23 protein-coding genes are annotated in these 24,285 nt (G+C 70.4%); 17 read left to right on the forward strand and 6 right to left on the reverse strand.

Annotation, left to right across the window (positions count from 1 at the left end; all coding sequences use genetic code 11):
• The first annotated feature begins 4 nt into the window (after nt 1-4).
• The 4 genes from ABT070_RS28940 to ABT070_RS28955 all read left to right on the forward strand — a co-directional run bounded on the left by ABT070_RS28940 (nt 5) and on the right by ABT070_RS28955 (nt 2,971).
• Nucleotides 5-268 carry a type B 50S ribosomal protein L31 gene (locus ABT070_RS28940; protein ID WP_351764810.1) on the forward strand — a complete coding sequence of 88 codons (264 nt, stop codon included), beginning with the start codon at nt 5-7 and terminating at the stop codon, nt 266-268.
• Nucleotides 265-1,413, forward strand: a complete 1,149-nt coding sequence (locus ABT070_RS28945) for a CobW family GTP-binding protein (protein WP_351764811.1) — start codon at nt 265-267, stop codon at nt 1,411-1,413. The genes ABT070_RS28940 and ABT070_RS28945 overlap by 4 nt, the downstream gene beginning before the upstream one ends.
• Nucleotides 1,414-1,416: 3 nt before the next feature.
• Complete coding sequence (gene rpsR / locus ABT070_RS28950) at nt 1,417-1,653, forward strand: 30S ribosomal protein S18 (protein WP_351764812.1); 237 nt, start codon at nt 1,417-1,419, stop codon at nt 1,651-1,653.
• A 1,099-nt stretch (nt 1,654-2,752) separates the two neighbouring features.
• Nucleotides 2,753-2,971 (forward strand): DUF397 domain-containing protein, encoded by a 219-nt coding sequence (locus tag ABT070_RS28955; RefSeq protein ID WP_052183895.1) that lies wholly within the window; start codon nt 2,753-2,755, stop codon nt 2,969-2,971.
• A gap of 124 nt (nt 2,972-3,095) precedes the next feature.
• Here the strand turns inward: ABT070_RS28955 and ABT070_RS28960 are convergent, their stop codons facing one another.
• Complete coding sequence (locus tag ABT070_RS28960) at nt 3,096-3,581, reverse strand: ATP-binding protein (protein WP_351764813.1); 486 nt, start codon at nt 3,579-3,581, stop codon at nt 3,096-3,098.
• Between the two features lie 362 nt (nt 3,582-3,943).
• Between ABT070_RS28960 and ABT070_RS28965 the strand changes: the two genes are divergently transcribed.
• The 5 genes from ABT070_RS28965 to ABT070_RS28985 all read left to right on the forward strand — a co-directional run bounded on the left by ABT070_RS28965 (nt 3,944) and on the right by ABT070_RS28985 (nt 8,925).
• Nucleotides 3,944-4,783, forward strand: a complete 840-nt coding sequence (locus tag ABT070_RS28965; RefSeq protein WP_502990186.1) for a Sco1979 family transcriptional regulator — start codon at nt 3,944-3,946, stop codon at nt 4,781-4,783.
• A gap of 131 nt (nt 4,784-4,914) precedes the next feature.
• Nucleotides 4,915-6,375, forward strand: a complete 1,461-nt coding sequence (locus tag ABT070_RS28970) for an aldehyde dehydrogenase family protein (protein WP_351764814.1) — start codon at nt 4,915-4,917, stop codon at nt 6,373-6,375.
• Nucleotides 6,376-6,473: 98 nt separating this feature from the next.
• Entirely contained in the window at nt 6,474-7,115 is a 642-nt protein-coding gene (locus ABT070_RS28975) for a PadR family transcriptional regulator (protein ID WP_351764815.1), read from the forward strand.
• An 80-nt stretch (nt 7,116-7,195) separates the two neighbouring features.
• Nucleotides 7,196-8,167 carry an ATP-binding cassette domain-containing protein gene (locus ABT070_RS28980; protein ID WP_351764816.1) on the forward strand — a complete coding sequence of 324 codons (972 nt, stop codon included), beginning with the start codon at nt 7,196-7,198 and terminating at the stop codon, nt 8,165-8,167.
• On the forward strand, nt 8,164-8,925 hold the full coding sequence (locus tag ABT070_RS28985; RefSeq protein WP_351764817.1) for an ABC transporter permease: 762 nt from the start codon (nt 8,164-8,166) through the stop codon (nt 8,923-8,925). Before ABT070_RS28980 ends, ABT070_RS28985 begins: the two co-directional genes overlap by 4 nt.
• Nucleotides 8,926-8,933: 8 nt before the next feature.
• Here ABT070_RS28985 and gad read toward each other — a convergent pair whose 3' ends face one another.
• Complete coding sequence (gene gad / locus ABT070_RS28990) at nt 8,934-10,340, reverse strand: glutamate decarboxylase (RefSeq protein ID WP_351764818.1); 1,407 nt, start codon at nt 10,338-10,340, stop codon at nt 8,934-8,936.
• A 29-nt stretch (nt 10,341-10,369) separates the two neighbouring features.
• Nucleotides 10,370-11,653: an ion channel protein gene (locus tag ABT070_RS28995; RefSeq protein ID WP_351764819.1), complete on the reverse strand. Its 1,284-nt coding sequence runs from the start codon at nt 11,651-11,653 to the stop codon at nt 10,370-10,372.
• Nucleotides 11,654-11,779: 126 nt separating this feature from the next.
• Here ABT070_RS28995 and ABT070_RS29000 point away from each other — a divergent pair, with 126 nt between their 5' ends.
• A complete protein-coding gene (locus ABT070_RS29000; RefSeq protein ID WP_351764820.1) occupies nt 11,780-12,541 on the forward strand; it encodes a MerR family transcriptional regulator in 762 nt (253 codons plus the stop codon).
• A 44-nt stretch (nt 12,542-12,585) separates the two neighbouring features.
• Here the strand turns inward: ABT070_RS29000 and ABT070_RS29005 are convergent, their stop codons facing one another.
• On the reverse strand, nt 12,586-12,951 hold the full coding sequence (locus ABT070_RS29005; RefSeq protein WP_020132511.1) for a YbjQ family protein: 366 nt from the start codon (nt 12,949-12,951) through the stop codon (nt 12,586-12,588).
• A 141-nt stretch (nt 12,952-13,092) separates the two neighbouring features.
• Between ABT070_RS29005 and ABT070_RS29010 the strand changes: the two genes are divergently transcribed.
• The gene (locus ABT070_RS29010) at nt 13,093-14,124 is read left to right on the forward strand and encodes a DedA family protein (RefSeq protein WP_351764821.1); all 1,032 of its coding nucleotides are present in this window, start codon (nt 13,093-13,095) and stop codon (nt 14,122-14,124) included.
• 45 nt (nt 14,125-14,169) lie between these two features.
• Here ABT070_RS29010 and ABT070_RS29015 read toward each other — a convergent pair whose 3' ends face one another.
• Together ABT070_RS29015 and ABT070_RS29020 are read right to left on the reverse strand one after the other, a co-directional pair.
• Nucleotides 14,170-15,831 (reverse strand): threonine/serine exporter family protein, encoded by a 1,662-nt coding sequence (locus ABT070_RS29015; RefSeq protein ID WP_351764822.1) that lies wholly within the window; start codon nt 15,829-15,831, stop codon nt 14,170-14,172.
• Nucleotides 15,832-15,945: 114 nt separating this feature from the next.
• Complete coding sequence (locus ABT070_RS29020) at nt 15,946-16,437, reverse strand: inorganic diphosphatase (RefSeq protein WP_007452023.1); 492 nt, start codon at nt 16,435-16,437, stop codon at nt 15,946-15,948.
• 124 nt (nt 16,438-16,561) lie between these two features.
• Here ABT070_RS29020 and dacB point away from each other — a divergent pair, with 124 nt between their 5' ends.
• The 6 genes from dacB (at nt 16,562) to folE (ending at nt 24,265) form a co-directional block, all read left to right on the forward strand.
• A complete protein-coding gene (dacB, locus tag ABT070_RS29025) occupies nt 16,562-18,178 on the forward strand; it encodes a D-alanyl-D-alanine carboxypeptidase/D-alanyl-D-alanine endopeptidase (RefSeq protein WP_451101661.1) in 1,617 nt (538 codons plus the stop codon).
• A 108-nt stretch (nt 18,179-18,286) separates the two neighbouring features.
• Nucleotides 18,287-19,420 carry an Rv3626c family coenzyme F420 biosynthesis-associated protein gene (locus ABT070_RS29030; RefSeq protein WP_351764824.1) on the forward strand — a complete coding sequence of 378 codons (1,134 nt, stop codon included), beginning with the start codon at nt 18,287-18,289 and terminating at the stop codon, nt 19,418-19,420.
• A 193-nt stretch (nt 19,421-19,613) separates the two neighbouring features.
• Nucleotides 19,614-20,645 carry a tRNA lysidine(34) synthetase TilS gene (gene tilS, locus ABT070_RS29035; RefSeq protein WP_351764825.1) on the forward strand — a complete coding sequence of 344 codons (1,032 nt, stop codon included), beginning with the start codon at nt 19,614-19,616 and terminating at the stop codon, nt 20,643-20,645.
• Nucleotides 20,646-20,718: 73 nt separating this feature from the next.
• The gene (gene hpt / locus ABT070_RS29040) at nt 20,719-21,279 is read left to right on the forward strand and encodes a hypoxanthine phosphoribosyltransferase (protein WP_351764826.1); all 561 of its coding nucleotides are present in this window, start codon (nt 20,719-20,721) and stop codon (nt 21,277-21,279) included.
• Nucleotides 21,280-21,465: 186 nt separating this feature from the next.
• The gene (gene ftsH / locus ABT070_RS29045) at nt 21,466-23,505 is read left to right on the forward strand and encodes an ATP-dependent zinc metalloprotease FtsH (RefSeq protein ID WP_351764827.1); all 2,040 of its coding nucleotides are present in this window, start codon (nt 21,466-21,468) and stop codon (nt 23,503-23,505) included.
• 154 nt (nt 23,506-23,659) lie between these two features.
• Nucleotides 23,660-24,265 (forward strand): GTP cyclohydrolase I FolE, encoded by a 606-nt coding sequence (gene folE, locus ABT070_RS29050; RefSeq protein WP_054241753.1) that lies wholly within the window; start codon nt 23,660-23,662, stop codon nt 24,263-24,265.
• The last annotated feature ends 20 nt before the right edge of the window (nt 24,266-24,285 follow it).

Below are 24,285 nucleotides of genomic sequence, written 5' to 3' on the forward strand. Positions count from 1 at the left end.
CGCCATGCGCAAGGGAATCCACCCGGCCTACGGTCCCGTCGTCTTCCGTGACCGCGCCGCGAACCACGCCTTCCTCACCCGCTCGACGCTGACCGCCACGGCGGGCGGGAAGACCGTCGAGTGGGAGGACGGCAACACCTACCCCGTCGTCGACGTCGAGACCTCCTCCGTCAGCCACCCCTTCTACACCGGCACCGCCCGCGTCCTGGACACGGCCGGCCGGGTCGAGCGCTTCGAGCGCCGCTACGGGAAGCGGGGCGGCGCGTGAGTCTGTCGGTCGTGATCGTCGGCGGACTGCACGCCGACGCCCGCCGGACGACGGTCGCACGCCTGCTCGCCGACGTCCCGGGCAGCGTCGCCCTCCACCACGACCTCGCGACGGCCGCGGCGGGCACGGTCGTACGGACCGTCAGAGACGCCACCGGCATCCTCTCCGCCGGTGAGGCGCCCCTGGTCAACGACTGCGCCTGCTGCGCCCTGCGCGAGGACCTCGTCCCCGAGCTCCGGCGCCTCGCCGACGACGGCAGTACGCGTCTCGCCGTCGTCGAGCTGTGGGACTCCGTCGAGCCAAAGGCCATGGCCGAGGTGGTCGTGGCCGGCGGGCTCACGGTCACCGGCGTCGTCACCGCCGTCGACCCGGCACTGCTCCTGCCCTGCCTCGGCAACGGCGACGATCTCGCCGAGTGCGGTCTCGCCGCGGCCACCACCGACCAGCGCACGGTCGCCGACACCTTCGCGCGCCAGCTGGAGTACGCGCCCGTGCTGGCCGTCGTCGACTCCGAGGAGGCCGACGACGAGGACCGCGAGCTGCTGGCACAACTGCACCCGACGGCCCGACAGGTCCGGATCGGGCCCGCCGACCGTGCGGATGCACGGTCGGTACTCGCCCGGGCGGCGCTGGCCGGCTTCGACGTCGAGTCGGCCGCCGCCGCCCAGCACCCGGCCTGCGCCCTGCTGCCCGCCGAGGCCGACGCGCACGGGGTGGGCACCTTCGTCTGGCACCGCCGCCGCCCGTTCCACCCGGAGCGGCTGTACGCGGCGCTGGAGGACCTGACCTGCGCCGCCGCCCGCAGCCGAGGCCGTTTCTGGCTCGCCGACAGACCCGACGTCCTGCTCCACTGGGACGCGGCCGGCGGGGCGCTGTGCGTGGAGTCGGCCGGTCCGTGGCTGGCGTCCCTCCCCGACGCGGCCTGGGACATGGTCCCGCCGGTGCGCCGCGCCGCCGCCGCGCTGGACTGGCACCCCGAGCACGGCGACCGCTGCCAGCACCTGGTCTTCACGTCCCCCGGCCTCGACCGGGACGGTCTCGCGCGACTCCTGGAGTCCTGCCTGCTCACCGACGCCGAGTACGCCGCCGGCCGGGCCGCCTGGAAGCGGTTGCCGCCCGCCTTCGACACCCTTCTGGAGGTCTGACCCATGCCCCGCAAGACCGAGCACCGGCCCGTCAGGTCCCGCCCCAATCCGCTCGACCAGGCCGAGATCACGTACATCGACTACAAGGACACCGACCTCCTGCGGAAGTTCCTCTCCGACCGAGGCAAGATCCGCAGCCGCCGAGTCACCCGCGTCTCCGCCCGACAACAACGCCGGCTGACCCGGGCGATCAAGACCGCCCGGGAAATGGCCCTGCTCCCGTACGCCACCCCCCGCTGACCCATCCCACCCAGAACCGCCGGCACCCCCGGCACCTCCACCCTGCCGGGGCCCTCACCCCGCCCGGTGCCCGCCCCGCCCGGTGCCCGCCCCGCCCCGCGTCCACCCTGCCCGTGTCCCCCCGGGCAGGGTCCGCGCGGGGCCGGTGCGGGTGCTCCACTCCGCCGCCGCGCCGGGCCGCCGTGGCACCCTCCCGTACCCGTTCCGTACCTGCCCCGCACCTGTCCCGTACCTGCCCGTACCTGTCCTGTACGCGTCCTCCGCGTCCACGCACGCGCCGTTCGGGAGCGGTTCCCTCCGTACTCCCGGCCCCGCCGCCTTCGTACGACCTGGCCCTCACCTGTACGAGCGAAATCACCTGTGCCGTCTACTCGCCCTGGCCGTCCGAAGCGGCTCCAGGCCCGACAGTCGGCCGAGTCGGTGCTACCGCGTCGGGCCGCCCCCATCCCGCCCTCGCCGCCTACTCCACCGTCCTGCGCGGGGGTGGTGGCTTGTCGCCGTCGGCCGTCGTCGCCCGGAGCGTTCCGGTCCGGTCGGGGGTGACGGCCCGGTCGTGCCGTCCCCGGACGGACAGGTGTCGGGGGGTTTCGACGGCGGGCGGGATGCCGGAGGCGGGCCCGGCCCCTCGTCGTCCGCCACCCTGCGTCACCGGCGCGCACCGGGTGGAGCCACATCCGGAGGGACCTTCTACCGTGCCGAGCGGATGACGGGCATCCGCCGGAACCGCCCCCTTCGGGACGGCCCCACGGTCAGGCGCCGGCTCCCGGCAGCCGATCCGCTCCCGGGTCGACGGAACAGGACGGCCGTGCCAGGCGTCTGTTCCTAGTGCATGAGTAGTTCGATCCGGACGACTTTCACGTGGGCCCGACGTCGGCCGCCGACCCCGACGTGCGGGGCGCAACGTCGGGTAAAGCGGGCGTCAAAGCTGTAACCACGCAAGCACCCCGCGTGCACGTGCATCTGCTCATGCGGCTGCACATGAACGGGGTTATGATCCGGGACAGTTGACCACGGCACCAATGGCCACACGAGCCAGTGCACCACCAGGGAGCGACCTGTGGACCACCACGTTGACGGGGGGCACGACGTGTACAACGGCATGACGGCCACACAGCTGTACGGGGTTGCCTGGCAGAAGAGCCGGCACAGCAACTCGCAGGGATCCTGCGTCGAGTTCGCGCGGCTGCCGGGCGGTGACGTGGCCGTGCGCAATTCGCGCTTCCCCGACGGTCCCGCACTCGTCTACACCCGCGCGGAGATCGAGGCGATGCTGCTCGGCATCAAGGACGGCGAGTTCGACCACCTGATCGCGAGCTGACGTCCCTCGACGTCCTCGCCCTTTCCTCCACCTCTTCGCCGCGCGCACCCGGATTTCGGAATTGTCGCGTGAAAAGGGTGGACAACGCGCGTAGAACCGCGGCGTCAGAGCGCGCCGCGGTTCGTCATTCGGCGGGCGTGTGCAGCCGGAACAGCGCCCAGACGACTTTGCCGCCCAGGCTGCCGGAGAGCGGGTGCCAGCCCCAGCTGTCGGCGAAGGAGTCGACGAGGAACAGGCCGCGGCCCGACTCCGCCGAGAAGTCGTCGCTCTCACGGGGCAGCGGACTCTCACGGCTGGGGTCGCGCACGGCGCAGACGAGCCGCTCGGTCCACCGCATCAGGTGCAGCCGCACGGGCGGATGCAGACGATCCTGCCCGTGCGGGATGTCGTCGGAGGACACTCCGTGTCTGAGCGCGTTGGTCACCAGCTCCGAGACGACCAGACAGACGTCGTCGAAGCGGTCGCCGACGTCCCACTGGCCGAGGGTCCGCTTGGTGAACTGCCGTGCCTCGCGCACCGCTTCGAAGCGGGCGGGCAGTGCACACGAGGCGGCATTGGACACGGCCGCCGGATCAAGCGGCGGAAGGCCCTGCCGTAACGGCTCGAGCATGGTCGATCCATTCGTCCCCATGCGAGGCACTCCCGGGATTCGCGGTCGTTGCGATGCAGCGGTGGCGCGAGACCATGGTTTCCGATGCGCACTGCGGATGCAAGGGCAGATGCACGTGCACGTGACCGAAATGGACCCGCCCGTACCGCTTCTTGGCCATTTTTTCCGCCAACTTCTCGCCCATCAGAGCCACTTCTCTTGCTTTCCCCTCACTGTTCCCTCGCATCGCGCTGTACGTATCCTTTGTCTTCTTTCCATCTCTGTAATCGGACGAGTACTGCTCGAAGTGTTTTAGTGGCAGACTGCGGCCCCTAAGACGGTTGGGGAGGCTGGCGAACGTGAGCGCGGGAGAGCCCGGATCGGTGGTGCGGCGGATGCTGCTCGGCTCGCAACTACGGCGACTGCGTGAGGCACGCGGCATCACGCGCGAGGCGGCGGGATACTCGATCAGGGCCTCGGAGTCGAAGATCAGCCGGATGGAGCTGGGCCGGGTGAGCTTCAAGACCCGGGACGTGGAAGACCTGCTGACCCTGTACGGCATCACGGACGACACCGAGCGCCAGGCGCTCGTCGGACTCGCCCGTGAGGCCAACGTGGCGGGCTGGTGGCACAGTTACTCGGACGTCCTGCCCAACTGGTTCCCCACCTACGTCGGCCTGGAGGGCGCGGCGGCGCTGATCCGGGCGTACGAGGTCCAGTTCGTGCACGGCCTGCTCCAGACCGAGGCGTACGCCCACGCGGTCGTCAGCCGGGGCATGAAGGGTGCGAGCGCGGCCGACATCGACCGGCGGGTGGCGCTGCGTCTGGAACGGCAGAAGTACCTCGTCGCCGAGAGCGCCCCCGACTTCCACATCGTCCTCGACGAGGCGGCGCTGCGCCGGCCGTACGGCGACCGCGAGGTGATGCGCGGGCAGCTCCAGCATCTGATCGAGATCTCCGAGCGCCCCAACGTGCGGCTCCAGGTGATGCCGTTCAGCTTCGGCGGGCACTCCGGGGAGTCCGGCGCCTTCACCATCCTGAGCTTCCCGGAGTCCGACCTTCAGGACGTCGTCTACCTGGAGCAGCTCACCAGCGCCCTGTACCTCGACAAGCGTGAGGACGTCGCGCAGTACGAGCAGGCGCTGAAGGAGCTCCAGCAGGACAGCCCCGGTCCGGACGAGAGCCGGGACCTCCTGCGCGGACTGATCCAGCTGTCCTGGTGAGCTGCCTAGGGATTCCCCTAGGGCACACCAGTAACGGCCCCAACTCCTTTGAAACACCCGTACGATGACGTGTGATCAGATCGTGACGCCGATCGATCGCAGCCGATCGCAGCAGGGGATTGAGGGAGCACATGTCGTCCTACTTCACGGACCTGGCTCAGCAGTACATCGACGGTAAGTGGCGTCCAGGGACGGGGTCCTGGGACATCATCGACTTCAACCCCTACGACGGCGAGAAGCTGGCCTCGATCACCATAGCCACCGTCGAGGAAGTCGACGACGCCTACCGTGCCGCCGCCCGCGTCCAGAAGCAGTGGGCCGCGACGAACGCCTACGCCCGCCGCTCGGTCTTCGAGAAGGTGCTGCGGCTGGTCGAGGAGCGCGAGGCGGAGATCAGCGAGGTCCTCGTCGCCGAGGCCGGCGGAACCTTCGGCAAGGCCGCCTTCGAGCTGCACCTCGCCAAGGAGTTCCTGCGCGAGTCGATCCACCTGGCGCTGCGTCCCGAGGGCCGCATCCTGCCCTCGCCGATCGACGGCAAGGAGAACCGCGTCTACCGGGAGCCGGTCGGCGTGGTCGGGGTGATCAGCCCGTTCAACGTGCCCTTCCTGCTGTCGCTGAAGTCCGTCGCCCCGGCGCTGGCCCTCGGCAACGGCGTGGTGCTCAAGCCGCACCAGAACACCCCGATCGCCGGCGGCACCGTGATCGCCAAGCTCTTCGAGGACGCCGGTCTGCCCCCGGGCCTGCTGAACGTGGTCGTGACCGACATCGCCGAGATCGGTGACGCCTTCCTGGAGCACCCGATCCCGCGGGTCATCTCCTTCACCGGTTCCGACAAGGTCGGCCGTCATGTCGCCACCGTCGCGGCCTCGCACTTCAAGCGGTCGATCATCGAACTCGGCGGGAACAGCGCCTTCGTCGTCCTCGACGACGCCGACGTCGACTACGCGGTCGACGCGGCCGTCTTCAGCCGCTTCGTCCACCAGGGCCAGGTCTGCATGGCCGCCAACCGCATCCTGGTCGACCGTTCGCTGGAGGACGAGTTCACCGAGAAGTTCGTCGCCAAGGTGAAGACCCTCAAGGCCGGCGACCCGCGCGACCCGCAGACCGCCATCGGCCCGGTGATCAACTCCCAGCAGGCGGAGGCCGTGACCGGCGCCGTCGAGCAGGCGATCGCCGAGGGCGCGACCGCCCTGCTGCACGGCACGACCACCGACAACCTCGTCGAGCCCTCCGTGCTGGCCGGCCTGCCCACCGACTCCGCCCTGCTCCAGCAGGAGGTCTTCGGGCCGGTCGTCTTCATCAACACCTTCGACGGCGAGGAGGAGGCGGTCCGCATCGCCAACGACACGCCGTACGGCCTCAGCGGCGCGGTCCACACCGCGGACATCGAGCGGGGCGTCGCCTTCGCCAAGCAGATCGTCACCGGCATGTTCCACGTCAACGACGCCACCGTCCACGACGAGCCGATCGTCCCCTTCGGCGGCGAGAAGAGCTCCGGCGTCGGCCGCCTCAACGGCGAGACGACCCTGGAGGCCTTCACCACCACGAAGTGGATCTCGGTCCAGCACGGCCGCAGCGGATTCCCGTTCTGAACCGCCCGACGCCCTGAGGGGCGCCCCTTCGGCGGCATCGGCGGATCCGTGCCCGGGTACCTGACGGGCGCGGGTCCGCCACGCCATAGCCTGGGCACATGTCAGCGATCCGTCTTCTCGTGCTGGGCGCCGTGCGTCAGCACGGGCGGGCCCACGGCTACCAGGTGCGCGGCGACCTGGAGTACTGGGGCGCCCACGAGTGGTCCAACGCCAAGCCGGGCTCGATCTACCACGCCCTGAAGCAGATGGCGAAGCAGGGGCTGCTGCGCGAGCACGAGACGGCCCCGTCCACCGCGGGCGGTCCGCCGCGCACCGAGTACGAGATCACCGAGGCCGGCACCGAGGAGTACTTCCGGCTGCTGCGCGAGGCGCTGACTTCCTACGACCAGAAGACGGACGTGAAGTCGGCGGCCATCGGCTTCGTGGTCGACCTCCCGCGCGCGGAGGCCGTGTCGCTCCTGAAGGAGCGTATCCACGGCATCGAGGAGTGGCGCTCCGCCGTCACCGGGCACTACATCCCCGAGGACGGGCCGGAGCAGCTGGGCCACATCGGGGAGATCATGAACCTCTGGATCCACACGGCCGACGCCGAGGCCGCGTGGACGCGGGGCCTGATCGCGCGGATCGAGCGCGGCGCGTACACCTTCGCGGGGGAGGGCGAGCCGTTCGTCGGCGTTCTCGCGGAGGGCGAGGAGAACCCGTACGCCACGGATGAACGGCATCCGGGAGACGCCCGCTAATCAAGTTTGACGAGTCGGTCTCGCGGAGATACTTTGAGTCGGTAGTCAAGTTTGACTAGGCGACGAGCTGGGGGAGTTCCATGGCCGACACGGCGATCACCGTCGAAGGCGTACGCAAGAGGTACGGCGACACACACGCACTGGACGGGCTCGACCTCACGGTGGCCCCAGGGACCGTGCACGGGGTGCTCGGGCCGAACGGCGCGGGCAAGACGACCCTGGTCAGGATCCTGTCCACGCTGCTGCGGCCGGACTCCGGACGCGTCGAGGTGGCAGGACACGACGTCGTTCGCCAGGCCAGGGAGGTCCGCCTGCGCATCGGCCTGCTCGGCCAGCACGCCGCCCTCGACGAGGAGCTGGGCGGCCGCCAGAACCTGGAGCTGTTCGGCCGCCTCCACCACCTCGGCGCCCGCCACGCGCGCGTGCGCGCCGACGAGCTCCTGGAGCGCTTCGACCTCACCGCCACCGGCCGCAAGCCGGTCCGCGCCTACAGCGGAGGCATGCGCCGCCGACTGGACCTGGCCGCCTCCCTCATCGGCAACCGGCACGGCGCCGACCCGGAGGTGCTCTTCCTGGACGAGCCGACCACCGGCCTCGACCCGCGCGGGCGCGCCGAGGTGTGGTCCGCGGTCCGCTCGCTGGTCGGCGGCGGCACGACGGTCGTGCTCACCACCCAGTACCTGGAGGAGGCCGACCAGCTCGCCGACCGGATCTCCGTCGTCGACCGGGGCCATGTGATCGCCGACGGCACGGCGGACGAACTGAAGGCGCTGACCGGCGGCGACCGCATCGACGTCGTCCTGCGCGACGCCGGCCACCTGGGCGCGGCCCTCGCGCTGCTGCCCCTGCCCGGGCAGGACGTCACCGTCGACCCCGACCGCCGCCTGCTCAGCGCCCCGGTCACCGACCGCATGGCCGCCCTCTCCGCCGTCGTCCGCGCCCTGGAGGAGGCCGGCCTCGAGGCGGAGGACGTGGCGCTGCGCCGCCCCACGCTGGACGAGGTGTTCCTGCACCTGACCGGGCATGACGACCGTACGAAGGAGACCGTGTGAGTACGTACGCGCTGACCGATTCCTGGACCATGACCCGGCGTGAACTCGCCCACTGGGCACGGCAGCCGGGCCGGCTGGTCGTCGGTCTGGTCTTCCCCGTGATGCTGCTGCTGATGTTCGGCTACCTGGTCGGCGGCGGCCGCGGGGTGAACGGCGACTACCTCGACTATCTGATGCCCGGCATGCTCGCGCTCACCATGGCCTTCGGCCTGGAGGGCACGATGCTCGCCGTCACCCAGGACCTCAACAAGGGTGTCATCGACCGGTTCCGTGCCATGCCGATGGCCGACGGCGCGGTCCTGGTGGGCCGTTCGACGGCCGACATGCTCCAGTCGGCCGTGGGCCTGGCCGTGCTGATCGTCGTCGGCCTCGCGCTCGGCTGGCGCCCCCAGGGCGGGCCGGGCGCCTTCCTGGCCGCGGTGGCCCTGCTCCTGCTCTTCCGCTTCGCGATGCTGTGGATCGGCATCCATCTGGCGCTGGTGGCCGGGAAACCGGAGATGGTGCAGGCCGTCCAGATCCTGGTCTGGCCGGTCGGCTTCCTCTCCAACGCCCTGGCCGCTCCCGCCTCCATGCCCGGCTGGCTGGGCACGGCCGTCGAGTGGAACCCGATGTCCCGGACGGCCGCAGCGGTACGCGACCTGTTCGGCGGCCTGGGCGCCGACGCGGACCACATCTGGGCGGCCACCGCCTGGCCCCTGGCCCTGCTGGCGGTCTTCTTCCCCCTGGCGGTCCGGAAGTTCGCCCGCATGAGCCGCTGAGCCGACGACTAGTGGTGGAAGCCGGTCGCCGCGCTCTTGTCCCGTGTGTGCGGCCCCGACTGCCGGCGGAGCTCCGGCAGCAGCCGGGACAGGTCCTCCACGAACATGTCGGCGAGGTCCTCCGAGAAGCCGTTCCTGCACACGACCCGCAGGACGGACAGGTCCTCCCGGTTCGGCGGGAACGTGTACGCGGGCACCAGCCAGCCGCTCTCGCGCAGCCGCCGTGAGACGTCGAAGACGTCGTACGAGTCCACGCCCGGGGCCGTCGTGAAGGCGAACACCGGCAGTTCGTCGCCCCGGGTGAGGAGCCGGAAGTCGCCGAGCGCCTCCACGCGCTCGGCGATGGACCGGGCCACGTCCCGCGTGGTCTGCTGCACCGCCCGGTAGCCCGCGCGGCCCAGCCGCAGCAGCGTGTAGTACTGCGCGACGACCTGGGCGCCCGGCCGGGAGAAGTTGAGGGCGAAGGTCGGCATGTCGCCGCCCAGGTAGTTCACCCGGAACACGAGCTCCTCCGGCAGGGCCTCCTTGTCCCGCCACAGCGCCCAGCCCACGCCCGGGTACACCAGCCCGTACTTGTGCCCCGAGGTGTTGATGGACGCCACGCGCGCGAGGCGGAAGTCCCACACCAGGTCCTCGTCGAGGAAGGGGGCGATCATCGCGCCGGACGCGCCGTCGACGTGCACCGGGACGTCGAGGCCGGTCCGCTCCTGGAGGGCGTCCAGCGCCGCGCACAGCTCGGCGATCGGCTCGTAGGACCCGTCGAAGGTGGAGCCGAGGATGCCGACGACCCCGATGGTGTTCTCGTCGCACAGTTCGGCCGCGGCCTGCGGATCGAGGTGGAAGCGGTCCCCCTCCATGGGGATCAGACGGGCCTCCACCTCCCAGAAGTTGCAGAACTTCTCCCAGCAGACCTGGACGTTGACGCCCATCACGAGGTTCGGCCGGGCACCGGGGTAACGGTCGCCGGCGCGCTGCGACCACCGCCGTTTCAGCGCCATCCCGGCGAGCATGCACGCCTCGCTCGACCCGGTCGTCGAACAGCCCACGGCCGCCGACGGGTCGGGCGCGTTCCACAGGTCGGCGAGCATCGCCACGCAGCGCCGCTCCAGCTCGGCGGTGCGCGGGTACTCGTCCTTGTCGATCATGTTCTTGTCCCGGCACTCCGCCATCAGGACGCCGGCCTGCGGCTCCATCCAGGTGGTGACGAAGGTGGCCAGGTTGAGCCGTGAGTTGCCGTCCAGCATCAGCTCGTCGTGCACCAGCTGGTAGGCCGCCATCGGCGGCGTCGGGCCGTCCGGCAGCCGGTGCTTGGGCGGCGCCTCGATCATGCCGCCGACCGGATTCGCCTCGCCGTAGAAGGGGTTCACGGACAGGGGACGCTCATCGGGCTTGTCGGGACCTTTGTGCAACGCCATGGAGTGCCTCCTGACAGATCGAACGGGTGTCAGCGGACCGGAGTTCCGTCCGTGCGCAACTGCATCTGGGGCCGCCCCGTCACCAGCAGCCAGGCCGGCAGCGAGGCGACGCAGAGCAGGGCGATGATCGAGGCCGAGGCGACCAGTACGGCGGCGACGAAGAGACTCAGCCAGCCCTGCCGGGTGATCGCCAGGAGCACGCCCAGCACTCCGGCCGCCACGCCCACCGACGGATGGACGTCCGACACGAGCGCGTGGGCGGTGAGACCGAGGGCGGAGCCCACGAACACGGCCGGGAAGATCCGCCCGCCCCGGAAACCGCAGGACGCGGCGACGAGCAGCGCGGTCAGCTTCACCACCGTCATCGTGGCGAACTGCCCGGCCGACCAGCCGTCGGGATCGGCCGCGAGCTCCCCGACCTCGTCCAGCCCCTTGAAGAGCGTCAGATGGCCGCCCAGGGCCCCCAGCAGGCCCAGGACGAGTCCGCCGACCGGCAGCGCCACCATCGGGTGCCGCAGCCGTCTGAACGCGCCGTGGACGTACGGGAAGGCGTAGACGGCGCACATGGCGAGCAGCGCGCCCACCACGGCGATCACGACGGCCGCCAGCAGATCGTCCCACCCGGGCTCCCCGAGCGCCGGCAGATCGAGGTCGAAGGTCGGATGGGCCACCAGAGTGGTCGTCATCGCGCCGGCCGAGGCGGCGACCAGCGGAGCGAAGACGTTGTCCCACAGCGGCCCGTCGGTCTGCCGCCCCGCCAGCGCCTCGGAGATCAGCAGCGCCGCGGCCACCGGCGTGCCGAACAGCGCGCCGATGGTCGCCGCCTCCGCGAGCATCACCCACAACGCCCCGGGCGCCCGGGGCCGGAGCCGGCGGCCCACCCAGACGGCGAGCGCCACGTTCACGGCGATGATCGGGTTCTCGGGGCCGAGGCTCGGCCCGCCCGCCAGCATCAGCGCGGTCGCCACCAGCAGCCCTGGGAGGACCCCAGGCGCCAGCACGCGCGCGTCCAGCCCCATCGTGGCCGGATCGGGACCGGCGTGCCCCGGCACCTTCCACACCACCAGCCCCACCAGCACCCCGGTAGAGGTGAGCACGATGAGCATCCAGAGCACCGAGTAGTGGCCGACGCCCAGTGCGTCCGGCAGGTTCCGCCACAGCACGTGCTCGAGCTGCTCGGCCAGCCCCTCCACCAGCAGGAGCAGCAGGCTCGCCAGCACGCCGACGGCGAGAGCGGGCAGGATCGACGGCAGCAGAGCGCGTGCCGGGGTCGCCGGATGGAGGGGCGCCTGCTGTGCGGTGTCCTGGGCCACGCGCTCACGATAAGCGGGCGAAACGGACATGACATCCGGACGGGAACGGGCGCGGGGCATCGGCCTTGCACCTCACGTGGCGTGAGGACGCACCGTGGAGCGCGTACCAAGGAAGGAGCGGACGAAGTGAGCTACTCCGTAGGACAGGTCGCCGGATTCGCCGGTGTCACGGTGCGCACGCTGCACCACTACGACGACATCGGCCTGCTCGTCCCCGGCGGACGCAGCCACGCGGGCCACCGGCGCTACGACGACGCCGACCTCGACCGGCTCCAGCGGATCCTGTTCTACCGCGAGCTCGGCTTCCCGCTCGAGGACGTCGCGGCCCTGCTCGACGACCCGGCGGCCGACCCGCGCGCGCACCTGCGCCGGCAGCACGAACTGCTGACCGCCCGGATCGAGCAGCTGCAGAAGATGGCCGCGGCCGTGGAACACGCGATGGAGGCACGCGAGATGGGCATCAACCTCACGCCCGAGGAGAGGTTCGAGGTCTTCGGCGACAAGGACCCGGAGCGGTACGCCGAGGAGGCGGAGCAGCGCTGGGGAGGCACCGAGGCCTACGCGGAGTCGCAGCGCCGAGCCGCCCGCTACACGAAGGACGACTGGAAGCGCATGCAGGACGAGGTCTTCGACTGGGGCGCGCGCTACGAGAGCCTCATGGCGGCCGGTGAGCCGCCGACCGGCGAGGCCGCGATGGGCATGGCCGAGGAGCACCGGCAGCACATCAGCAGGTGGTTCTACGACTGCTCGTACGAGACGCACCGCCGTCTGGGGGAGATGTACGTCTCCGACGAGCGCTTCAAGGCGTTCTACGACGCGATGCGGCCGGGCCTCGCCGAGCACCTCGAGGAGGCGATCACGGCGAACGCGGCCCGGCAGGCGGCGTAGGGGGCGTAGGCGTAAGGGGCGCCCCGGCGGGTCCTGGTCCGGGGCTACTCCCGGACCAGGACCACCGCGGTTCCGTAGGCGCACACCTCGGTGCCCACCTCCGCCGCCTCCGTCACGTCGAAGCGGAACATCAGCACGCCGTTGGCTCCACGCGCGCGTGCCTGCTCGACGAGGCGTTCCATGGCCTGGTTGCGCGTCTCGACGAGGGTCTTCGTCAAGCCCTTGAGCTCACCGCCGATCATCGACTTGAGGCCCGCGCCGATCTGGCTGCCCAGGTGCCGTGAGCGCACGGTCAGTCCGAAGACCTCGCCGATGACCCGCTCCACCCGGAACCCGGGTACGTCGTTCGTGGTGACGACCAGTACGTCCGGCTCGGGGCCCTGCCCGCCGCCGTAGTCTTCGATGCCCATGGCTCACAGCTTCGTCCCAGCGGGCCCACAGTGCATCCCGGAGACATCCGTGGAACCTGGGGCGCACACATTGCGTTGATAGCTTTGTGCGGCTGCACCATGGACGCCGTACCTTCCCCCACCCATCAGGAGCCCGGAACCGTGACGACGATCGCCCTCGGACCGAGCTGGCTGGACCCCAATTACCTGCTCGACAACTTCGGTCTCTGGGGCCTGTTGCTCATCGTCTTCGCGGAGTCCGGCCTGCTGATCGGGTTCTTCCTGCCCGGTGACTCCCTCCTGTTCACCGCCGGCCTGCTGATCACGTCGAACCAGCTGGACTACCCGCTGTGGGGCGCGGTCGCGCTGATCTGCGCCGCCGCGATCCTGGGCGACCAGGCGGGTTACATGTTCGGCAAGAAGGTCGGGCCGTCGCTCTTCAACCGACCGGACTCCCGGCTCTTCAAGCAGGAGAACGTCACCAAGGCGCACGAGTTCTTCGAGAAGTACGGCCCGAAGTCCCTGGTCCTGGCCCGCTTCGTGCCCATCGTGCGGACCTTCACGCCGATCATCGCCGGCGTCAGCGGCATGCGGTACCGCTCCTTCCTGGTCTTCAACGTCATCGGCGGCGTCCTGTGGGGCGCGGGCGTCACCCTGCTGGGCTCCTGGCTGGGCAACATCGACTTCGTCAAGAAGAACATCGAAGCGATCCTCATCCTGATCGTCCTCGTCTCCGTGGTCCCGATCGCCATCGAGTTCCTGCGAGCACGCTCCAAGGCCAAGAAGAACCCGCAGCAGACTCCGCAGCAGGCCCCGGCGCAGACTCCCGGGCAGCAGCACCGGCCCCACCAGCAGCAGCCCGCGGTCATGGACGACGCGACGACCCAGCTCCGCCGGATCGACCAGCACGACCAGCAGTACCCGTACGGCGACCAGGGCCACCACCACGACCAGAACCACGGCCAGCACCCGGGCCAGCACCAGGGCCAGAACCAGCACCCGGGCCAGCACCAGAACCACGGCCGGCAGAACGACTACTACGGCCAGCAGCAGTACCCGCAACAGCAACAGCAGCAGTACCCCCAGGACTGGCAGCAGCAGCCCCAGCAGCAGCCCCAGCAGCCGCAGGAGCAGCCGTACGGCGCCCAGCAGAACAGCCAGTACCCGTACGACAACAACAACCAGGGCTACTAGAAGCACCCCCGTGGGGCGTCGTAGGACGCCCCACGGAAGACGCCCTCAGAAGCCCCGCGTCCGCTTGGCGGCCCGCCGCTTCTCGGCGGAGCCGATCCGCAGGAACAGCCGCGAGATCTCGGACCCGAGGTTCACACCGATCGCGATGGCCATCGCCAGCGCCGCGGCCTTGGTGATCGACACCAGCCCCGCGTCCAGCTCGTTCTGCGCGATGGCCAGCAGCCCGAAGTAGGTCGCCGATCCCGGCAGCAGGGGCCCGATCGCGGCGGTGGTGTACGGCAGGGCGGAAGCGAACCGGTAGCGCGAGAGCAACTGCCCGAACAGGCCCACCACGCCCGCCGCGACGGCAGTGGAGGCGACCGGCGAGATCTCTCCGGCGTAGTGCATGGCGCCGTACACCGACCACGCCACACCGCCGTTCAAGGTGACGGCCAGCACGGTGGATCGTTCCTGCTGAAGCAGCACCGCGAAGGTCAACGACAACAGCATCGACGCGCCGATCTGCCACAGCGGCCGCTTGGTGACGCCCAGGGCCGCGTCGGGATTGAGATGCGCGCCGAGCTGCACACCGACGTAGAGCATCACCAGCACGCCCGCCACGATGCCCACGAAGAAGTACATGACCTCCAGCAGCCGCGCGGCGGCGGTGATGTAGAAGCCGGTCAGGCCGTCCTGGACGCCCGCCACCAGCGCCCGTCCGGGCAGCAGCGCGAACAGCCCACCGGTGATCACCGCGGACGCCTTCACCTCGACGTCCGCCAGCGTGAGCGCGATGCCTATCGCGGCCGGCGGCATCGCGGCGACCAGGAACTGGTAGAACTCCGGCAGCCCGCGCCCCGCGCAGAGCCACGCCAGCCGGTCACCGAGCATCGCGCCGAGCGCCGCCGCCACGAACACCACCAGGTCACCGCCGACCAGCACCGAGGCCGCGCCCGCGAGCAGCCCGCTCGCCGACGTCAGCACCCAGGTCGGGTACGGATGCCGGTTGCGGCGCATCTCCGCGAGCCGCCGGTAGGCCTCTTCCAGGGAGAGATGGCTCTCCGGGTCGCTCAGGTCGTCCACGAGCCGGAAGACGGCCGCCAGGCGCGTGTAGTCGGTGCCCCGGCGGCGGACCGTCCGGGACGCCGTCACCGGATCCTCCACCAGGGACGGCTGGTACGAGATCGACAGCAGCGTGAAGGTGACGTTCGGTTCGCAGCGGTCGAGCCCGTAGGAGCGGCAGACCGCGAACATCGCGGCCTCCACGTCCTCGGCGCCCTCCCCGCCCGCGAGCAGCAGCTCGCCGATGCGCAACGTCAGGTCGAGCACGCGCGGGACGGCCGGGCCGCCCTCCTCCGCCTTGGGCCCCGGCTCGGGCGCGGGCCGATCGGACACCGGCATCCGCAGCATCGTGCGCATCCGGTCCTGCCAGGGGAGGTCCTTGATCAGGCTCACCACCGGCACGCCGTCGGCCGGTGTGAAGGCGGCAGGCGCCTCCCGGGCGCTGTACGTGCTCGGCAGGCTGAACTGCGACCCCTCGCCCTCCCCGGCGGCGGGCGGGCCCACGTCCAGCCCGTTCGGTACGGCGAACTCGGACGTGGTCTCCGGCTCACCGCCGGTTCTGGGGACGGCCAGCCCCGCCGGGATCGCGAACTCGGACGTGATCTCGGGGTCGAAGCCACTCCTCGCCTCGTCCGACTGCGGCTTGCGGTCCTCCGCCTCCGACACTCAGCAACGCTCCCTGAACGACACCTTTCGTACGCCTCAGTATGAGCACAGACGCGCGGAGGGGCCGCACGCGTGCGCGTGCGGCCCCTCCGGTGACATCAGGCGACCAAGGCCTCAGTGACCGCCCTGGTCCTTGAAACGCTTGTAGGACCGCTCGATCTCGGCCTCGGCGTCGGTACGGCCCACCCAGTCGGCGCCCTCGACGGACTTGCCGGGCTCCAGGTCCTTGTAGACCTCGAAGAAGTGCTGGATCTCCAGACGGTCGAACTCCGACACGTGGTGGATGTCCCGCAGGTGCTCCACGCGCGGGTCGGTCGACGGGACGCACAGCAGCTTGTCGTCGCCGCCGGCCTCGTCCGTCATCCGGAACATGCCGATCGCGCGGCAGCGGATCAGGCAGCCCGGGAACGTCGGCTCGTCCAGGATGACCAGCGCGTCCAGCGGGTCACCGTCCTCGCCGAGAGTGTTCTCGACGAATCCGTAGTCGGTCGGGTAGGCGGTCGAGGTGAAGAGTCGACGGTCCAGGCGGATCCGACCGGTCTCGTGGTCCACCTCGTACTTGTTCCGCGAACCCTTCGGGATCTCGATCGTGACGTCGAACTCCACCGGTGGCTCCTCCATGATCAGCACATAGTTCTGGTGGTTAAGTGTCCCTCACGCTGCTGTGTGATCGCGAAAGGGGCTGGTGTTCGTGCCAGAGCTGAGGCCTTGGCGGGCCGCGAGACCGCACGTGGTGCGGGTCGCGGACGCCGTACGACCGCGTCTGGCACGGGCCGCAGGGATCGTACGGCCTCGTCTCGCACGTGTGGCGGCGGCCGCGAAGCCGCAGGTCGCACGGCTCACACAGGCGGCGAAACCGCAGCTCGAGCGGATCACGAAGGCCGGTCCGAACACCAGGTCGTGGCAGTACACCGCGGGTGCGGCGACCGCCGGGCTGGCGCTGGCCGCCGGTGTGGTGACGGCCGTCGGCCCCTGGGACTCCACCGGTCAGCGTACGGCGGAGCGGGACCGGGCAGTCGCCCTGGAACGGGTGGGTGGCACAGATCACGGCCGCACGGACGATTCGTCCGATACCTCCGACACGGCGGCCGGAGCACCGCGGCCCGCGCCGAGCGCCGCCTCCGTCCTCACGGGCCTCGGTGGCGCCGCCAACGCCGTGAAGTCCGCCCCGGACGCCCTGCCGACCGGCACGGGCCTCGCGGGCGTCCTGGGCCCCCTCCTGGGCGATCCCGCCCTCGGCGCCCGGCGGACCGCCGTCGTCGTCGACGTGGCCACCGGCAAGCGGCTCTACGGCTCCGGAGCCGACGAGGCGCTGACCCCGGCGTCCACCACGAAGATCGCCACCGCGCTCGCCGCGCTCTCCGCGATGGGCGGCGAGCACCGTCTCACCACCCGTGCCGCGCTGGAACCCGACACCGGGGAGGTCGTCCTCGTAGGCGGCGGCGACCCCACCCTGACGGCCCGCGCGGACGCCCAGGGCTGGGCCGACCTGCGCGCCCTCGCCGGTTCCACGGCGACCGCCCTGAAGAAGCGCGGCCTCACCCGGGTGACGCTCTCGTACGACACGACGCTGTTCGCCGGCACCCAGGTTCACCCCATCGGGGTCAACCCCAACCTCGCGGCGGTCACCGCCCTGTCCGTCGACGAGGGCCGCACCGACGACTCCGTCAGCGGCCCGACGGCCCGGGTGAGCGACCCGGCGGCCGACGCCACCCGTAAGTTCGCCGAGTTCCTGAAGGCCGCCGGCATCAAGACCTCGGCGCCCGGACTCTCCAAGGCCACCACGCGCGCGCAGACCCTCGCCACGGTCTCCTCGCCCCCGCTGTCCGTCCTGGTCGAACGGATGCTGACCAACAGCGACAACGACATCGCCGAGGCCCTCGCCCGCCAGACCGCCGTCGCGACCGGCGTCCGCGCCGACTTCGCCGGCGCCGGCAAGGCCGTCCAGGCCCAACTGAAGAAGCTCGGGCTGCCGTTGACCGGCGTCCGGATCAAGGACGGCAGCGGTCTCGACCGCGAGGACCGGCTCACGGCGAACCTCCTGACCGCCCTACTGGTCAAGGCCGGTGACACCGACCGGCCCGACCTGCGCCCCGTCCTCACCGGCCTTCCCGTCGCCGGCTTCACCGGCACCCTCACCAGCCGCTACACCGAGGGCGCGGCCGGCGTCGTCCGCGCCAAGACCGGCACCCTGACCGGCGTCAACACGCTCGCCGGCACGGTCGTCGACCAGGACGGCCGCCTCCTCGCGTTCGCCCTTCTGGCCGCAGACACGACCGATCCGGCGGCTGCCCAGGCGGCGCTGGACCGGGCGGCCACGGCGCTGGCGGGGTGCGGCTGCCGCTGAGCGGCGCGGCCCGGCACCCCCGAGCCGCCCCCGGCCACGACCCTGACATCTCCCTGACCGGTCTCCTGCGGCCTGCCCCCAACGGCGGCCCTCACGTACGGTTGACGCATGACGAGCAACGGTGGCGCTGCTTCTTCGGGGATGGTCGACTGGAATCTCGCGGTGGCGACCGCGACCCGGCTCGTGCGGCCGGGACCCGAGGTCAGTCGCGACGAGGCGCGAGCCGTCGTCGCGGAACTGCGCCGACACGCCAAGGCCTCGGAGGGACACGTCCGGGGCTTCACTCGTATGGGCACCGAGGAGATCCACGACACCCCGGTCCTCGTCGTCGACCGCCCCGGCTGGGTGGCGGCGAACGTGGCGGGCTTCCGGGAGATCCTCAAGCCCCTCCTCGACAAGATGCAGGAACGGCGCGGCAACACCCCGGGCGGCGCGGTTCTCGGCGCCGTCGGCGGCAAGGTCACCGGCGTCGAACTCGGCATGCTGCTCTCCTTCCTGTCCTCCCGCGTCCTCGGCCAGTACGAGACCTTCGCCCCCGCCACCCGTGCGCTCCCCGCCGGGGCCAACGGCGGCGGCCGTCTGCTGCTCGTCGCGCCGAACATCGTCCACGTGGAACGCGAACTCGACGTGGAGCCCCACGACTTCCGGCTGTGGGTGTGCCTCCACGAGGAGACGCACCGCACCCAGTTCTCGGCCGTGCCCTGGCTGCGGGACCACCTCGAGGGTGAGATCCAGTCGTTCCTGGGCGAGACCGACGTCGACCCCATGACGTTCCTGGAGCGGGTCAGGGAAGCGGCCCAGTCCCTCTCCGGCGGCCGGCCCGAGGGCGAGGAGGACGACGGCGGCCGTTCCCTGGTCGAACTGGTGCAGACGCCCGCCCAGCGGGAGATCCTCGCCCGCCTCACCGCCGTGATGTCCCTCCTGGAGGGACACGCCGACTTCGTCATGGACGGAGTGGGCCCGGAAGTCGTGTCGTCCGTCGCCGAGATCCGCGAGAAGTTCCAGCAGCGCCGCGCCAAGGGCGCCTCCCGACTGGACATCGCCCTGCGCAAGTTGCTGGGCCTGGACGCCAAACTCAAGCAGTACCGCGACGGCGAGCGCTTCGTACGGGCCGTCGTCGACCAGGTCGGCATGGACGGCTTCAACCGCGTATGGACCTCCCCGAACACACTTCCGACCAAGGCCGAGATCGCCGAGCCGGCGGACTGGGTCGCGCGAGTGCACCGCAAGGCCGAGTCATGAACCCGCCAGAACGGCGGTGAGCCGAATCCGGCCGACGGCAGGCGAACGCCCCTTCAATCACCCATCCGAGGGACCGTGAGCCGTCGGCAGGCGTGCAATGCTCGGGGAACGCCCCGGTTCTGTCACCATCTACACACTCTGCGTGACCGAACCTCGGGTTCACTCCCGATAACTTCATGAAGGGAACCGGACAGTGGGTCCCCATCCTGCGGTCGCGGCGATACGCCTGGCGGTCCGCCGCGTACTCCACGACATCCTCAACGACCGACCCGCCCCCGAGACGGGCTCCCACGAGCGACCGGCACCGCCGCTCGTGCTCGTGGCGTGCTCCGGTGGCGCCGACTCCATGGCGCTCGCCTCCGCCCTCGCCTTCGAGGCGCCCCGGCTCGGCATCCGGGCCGGCGGTGTCACCGTCGACCACGGCCTCCAGCCGGGCTCCGATCTGCGCGCCGGGGAAGTCGTCCTGCGCCTGCGCGAACTCGGCCTCGATCCAGTGGAGTCGGCGGCCGTGACCGTCGGCCGAACAGGAGGGCCCGAGGCCGCCGCCCGCGACGCGCGGTACGCCGCCCTCGACGCCGCCGCCGTCCGCCACGGCGCCGCCGCGATCCTGCTCGGTCACACCCGGGACGACCAGGCCGAGACCGTCCTGCTCGGCCTCGCCCGCGGCTCCGGCATCCGCTCGCTGTCCGGGATGGCGGCCGTCTCCGGGGGCCCGGGGGCCGCGCGCCGCTACCGCCGCCCCTTCCTCCAGCTCGACCGGCAGACCGCCCGCAAGGCCTGCATGGTCCAGTCCCTGCCCGTCTGGGACGACCCGCACAACGCCGACCCGGCCTACACACGCTCCCGGCTGCGCCACGAGGGGCTGCCCGCCCTGGAGAAGGCCCTCGGCAAGGGCGTCGTCGAGGCACTCGCCCGTACGGCCCAGCTCTCCCGTGATGACGCCGACGCCCTAGACGCCTGGGCGGGCCAGGCCGAGTCCTCCGTACGGGACGCGGCCGGGCTTCTGGAGTGCGCCAAGCTCTACGCCCTGCCGCCCGCCGTACGCCGTCGGATCCTGCGCCGAGCCGCCATCGAGGCGGGCGCTCCGGCCGGTTCCCTCTTCGCCCGGCACATCGAGGAGGTCGACCGGCTGATCACCGGTTGGCGCGGCCAGGGGGTCATCAATCTCCCCGGCAAAGTCGTCGCCCAGCGCCAGGGTGGCAGACTGGTGATTCGGCAAGGCTGAAATCCGGGCCCTCCGGCAGGACCGCTTACGTGGTCGTGGGCGGTCCCGGTGGCCGCTGGGACAACCGAAAGTGATGCGGGTGGACGCGAAAGACATGGGCACCGACCTCAAAGAGGTGCTCATCACCAAGGAAGAGATCGACGCGAAGCTGGTCGAGCTGGCCGCGAAGATCGATGCGGAGTACGCGGGCAAGGACCTGCTCATCGTCGGTGTCCTCAAGGGCGCCGTGATGGTCATGGCCGACCTCGCCCGATGCCTGTCCACCCCCGTCACCATGGACTGGATGGCTGTGTCGTCCTACGGCGCGGGCACCCAGTCCTCCGGTGTCGTCCGGATCCTCAAGGACCTGGACACGGACATCAAGGGCCGTCACGTTTTGATCGTCGAGGACATCATCGACTCCGGCCTGACCCTGTCCTGGCTGATCTCCAACCTCGGCTCGCGCGAGCCCGCCACCCTCAAGGTGTGCACGCTGCTGCGCAAGCCCGAGGCCGCCAAGGTCGCCATCGACGTCGAGTGGGTCGGCTTCGACATCCCCAACGAGTTCGTCGTCGGCTACGGCCTCGACTACGCCGAAAAGTACCGCAACCTCCCGTTCGTCGGTACGCTCGCGCCCCACGTCTACGGCGGCTGAGACCCGAAGGGCCCAAGCTCCGTACGAAGATCGGGAACCCCGGCGGGCTTTTCGCCGTTGGAGCAAGCAGACGGGGGCACCAGCTGTCCCGTGCGGCTCCGCGCGACAAAGCTGGGGTACCGTCAGAAGAACTGTCTTATCAAACTCACTATGGCAGGAGGGACGGGGCGACACCGCTCCGTATGGATGGACGTGAAGCGATACTTCCGTGGGCCGGTCATGTGGATCGTGCTGGCCGTCCTTGCCGTGGTCGTGTTGATGCAGGTCGTCGGCTCGTCCGGCGGCTACAAGACGGTGGACACCGGCCAGGTCATTGCAGCGATCAACGACAACAAGGTCGAGTCGGCCAAGCTCACCACCGGTGACGAGCAGACCATCAAGGTCACGCTCAAGGACGGCGTAAAGGTCAAGGACAGCTCGAAGATCCAGGCGAGCTATATCGGCGACCAGGGCGTGACCATTGCCAACACGCTGCAGACCAAGTACCAGGACAAGCAGATCCCGGACGGATACACAGTCTCGCCGACGAAGCAGAACGCCTTCGTCGGGATCCTGCTGTCCCTGCTCCCCTTCGTCCTCATCGTGGTCGTCTTCCTGTTCCTGATGAACCAGATGCAGGGCGGCGGCTCCCGAGTCATGAACTTCGGGAAGTCCAAGGCCAAGCTCATCACCAAGGACACCCCGAAGACGACTTTCGCCGACGTCGCGGGCTCGGACGAGGCCGTCGAGGAACTCCACGAGATCAAGGAGTTCCTCCAGGAACCGGCGAAGTTCCAGGCCGTCGGCGCCAAGATCCCCAAGGGCGTACTCCTGTACGGCCCGCCCGGTACCGGCAAGACGCTCCTCGCGCGCGCCGTCGCCGGCGAGGCGGGCGTTCCCTTCTACTCGATCTCCGGTTCCGACTTCGTCGAGATGTTCGTCGGTGTCGGTGCCTCCCGGGTCCGTGACCTCTTCGAGCAGGCCAAGGCGAACGCCCCGGCGATCGTCTTCGTCGACGAGATCGACGCGGTCGGCCGCCACCGCGGCGCCGGCCTCGGCGGCGGTCACGACGAGCGCGAGCAGACGCTGAACCAGCTGCTCGTCGAGATGGACGGCTTCGACGTGAAGGGCGGCGTGATCCTCATCGCCGCCACGAACCGCCCCGACATCCTCGACCCGGCGCTGCTGCGTCCCGGCCGTTTCGACCGCCAGATCGCGGTCGACCGCCCGGACATGCAGGGCCGTCTGGAGATCCTCAAGGTTCACCAGAAGGGCAAGCCGGTCGCCCCGGACGTCGACCTGTCGGCCGTCGCCCGCCGTACCCCGGGCTTCACCGGCGCGGACCTGTCGAACGTGCTGAACGAAGCGGCGCTCCTCACGGCGCGCAGCGACAAGAAGCTCATCGACAACCACTCGCTGGACGAGGCGATCGACCGCGTCGTGGCGGGCCCGCAGAAGCGGACCCGGATCATGTCGGACAAGGAAAAGAAGATCACCGCGTACCACGAGGGCGGACACGCCCTGGTCGCGGCGGCCTCTCCGAACTCCGACCCGGTCCACAAGATCACGATCCTGTCGCGCGGACGGGCCCTCGGTTACACGATGGTCCTGCCGGACGAGGACAAGTACTCGACCACGCGCAACGAGATGCTCGACCAGCTTGCCTACATGCTGGGCGGCCGCGCTGCCGAGGAACTGGTCTTCCACGACCCGACGACGGGCGCCGCGAACGACATCGAGAAGGCCACCGCGACGGCCCGTGCGATGGTCACGCAGTACGGCATGACCGAGCGTCTCGGCGCCATCAAGTTCGGTGGCGACAACACCGAGCCGTTCCTGGGCCGCGAGATGTCGCACCCGCGTGACTACTCGGAAGAGGTAGCCGCGCTGGTCGACGAAGAGGTCAAGAAGCTCATCGAGACGGCGCACAACGAGGCCTGGGAGATCCTGGTCGAGAACCGCGACGTCCTCGACCAGCTGGTGCTTCAGCTGCTGGAGAAGGAGACGCTGAACAAGGAGCAGATCGCCGAGGTCTTCTCCGCCATCGTCAAGCGTCCGGCCCGGCCGGCCTGGACCGGTTCCTCGCGGCGCACGCCGTCCACCCGTCCGCCGGTGCTCTCCCCCCGGGAGCTCGCACTGACGAACGGCGCCAACGGTGCGACTCCGGCGATCTCCACGGCGAAGTCCACCGTGGTGGAGCCCACCCCGGTGACCGAGCCGGCCCCGGAGGACCGCCCCGAGAGCTGATCCGGCTCCCGGAGGCCCCACCAGGCCCGGAATGGATGCCGCGCCCCCCAGGTTCTAGCCTGGGGGGCGCGGCATTTTTCCGTCTGACGTATTTGCATGCCGCAGATGAGGCGCGTGACCCATACGCGCGACCCGCACAGGAACGAGGCATCACATGACCGACCCCGTGACGCTGGACGGCGAGGGCGCCATCGGCGAGTTCGACGAGAAGCGCGCCGAGAACGCCGTACGCGAGCTGCTGATCGCGGTCGGCGAGGACCCGGACCGTGAGGGCCTCCGGGAGACGCCGGCGCGGGTGGCGCGGGCGTACAAGGAGATATTCGCGGGGCTGTGGCAACAGCCCGAGGACGTGCTGACGACGACCTTCGACCTGGGGCACGACGAGATGGTGCTCGTGAAGGACATCGAGGTGTTCAGCACCTGTGAACACCATCTGGTGCCGTTCAGGGGCGTCGCCCATGTCGGCTACATCCCGTCCACCACCGGGAAGATCACCGGCCTGTCCAAGCTGGCCCGTCTCGTCGATGTCTACGCGCGCCGCCCCCAGGTGCAGGAACGTCTCACCACGCAGATCGCCGACTCCCTGATGGAGATCCTGGAGCCGCGCGGGGTGATCGTCGTCATCGAGTGCGAGCACATGTGCATGTCCATGCGGGGCATCCGCAAGCCCGGCGCCAAGACCATCACCTCGGCGGTGCGGGGACAGCTGCGGGACGCGGCGACGCGCAACGAGGCGATGAGCCTGATCATGGCGCGCTGACGGGGTCTGCGCTCAACCGG

The organism is Streptomyces sp. NPDC002884, assembly GCF_040295245.1.
Taxonomy (GTDB): domain Bacteria; phylum Actinomycetota; class Actinomycetes; order Streptomycetales; family Streptomycetaceae; genus Streptomyces.

Coding starts and splice junctions, on each gene's coding strand:
- ABT070_RS28940 (WP_351764810.1), top strand. CDS start 5: ATGCGCAAGGGAATCCACCCGGCCTACGGTCCCGTCGTCTTCCGTGAC.
- rpsR (WP_351764812.1), top strand. CDS start 1,417: ATGCCCCGCAAGACCGAGCACCGGCCCGTCAGGTCCCGCCCCAATCCG.
- ABT070_RS28955 (WP_052183895.1), top strand. CDS start 2,753: ATGACGGCCACACAGCTGTACGGGGTTGCCTGGCAGAAGAGCCGGCAC.
- ABT070_RS28960 (WP_351764813.1), bottom strand. CDS start 3,581: ATGCTCGAGCCGTTACGGCAGGGCCTTCCGCCGCTTGATCCGGCGGCC.
- ABT070_RS28970 (WP_351764814.1), top strand. CDS start 4,915: ATGTCGTCCTACTTCACGGACCTGGCTCAGCAGTACATCGACGGTAAG.
- ABT070_RS28975 (WP_351764815.1), top strand. CDS start 6,474: ATGTCAGCGATCCGTCTTCTCGTGCTGGGCGCCGTGCGTCAGCACGGG.
- ABT070_RS28980 (WP_351764816.1), top strand. CDS start 7,196: ATGGCCGACACGGCGATCACCGTCGAAGGCGTACGCAAGAGGTACGGC.
- gad (WP_351764818.1), bottom strand. CDS start 10,340: ATGGCGTTGCACAAAGGTCCCGACAAGCCCGATGAGCGTCCCCTGTCC.
- ABT070_RS29005 (WP_020132511.1), bottom strand. CDS start 12,951: ATGGGCATCGAAGACTACGGCGGCGGGCAGGGCCCCGAGCCGGACGTA.
- ABT070_RS29030 (WP_351764824.1), top strand. CDS start 18,287: ATGACGAGCAACGGTGGCGCTGCTTCTTCGGGGATGGTCGACTGGAAT.
- hpt (WP_351764826.1), top strand. CDS start 20,719: ATGCGGGTGGACGCGAAAGACATGGGCACCGACCTCAAAGAGGTGCTC.
- ftsH (WP_351764827.1), top strand. CDS start 21,466: ATGGACGTGAAGCGATACTTCCGTGGGCCGGTCATGTGGATCGTGCTG.
- folE (WP_054241753.1), top strand. CDS start 23,660: ATGACCGACCCCGTGACGCTGGACGGCGAGGGCGCCATCGGCGAGTTC.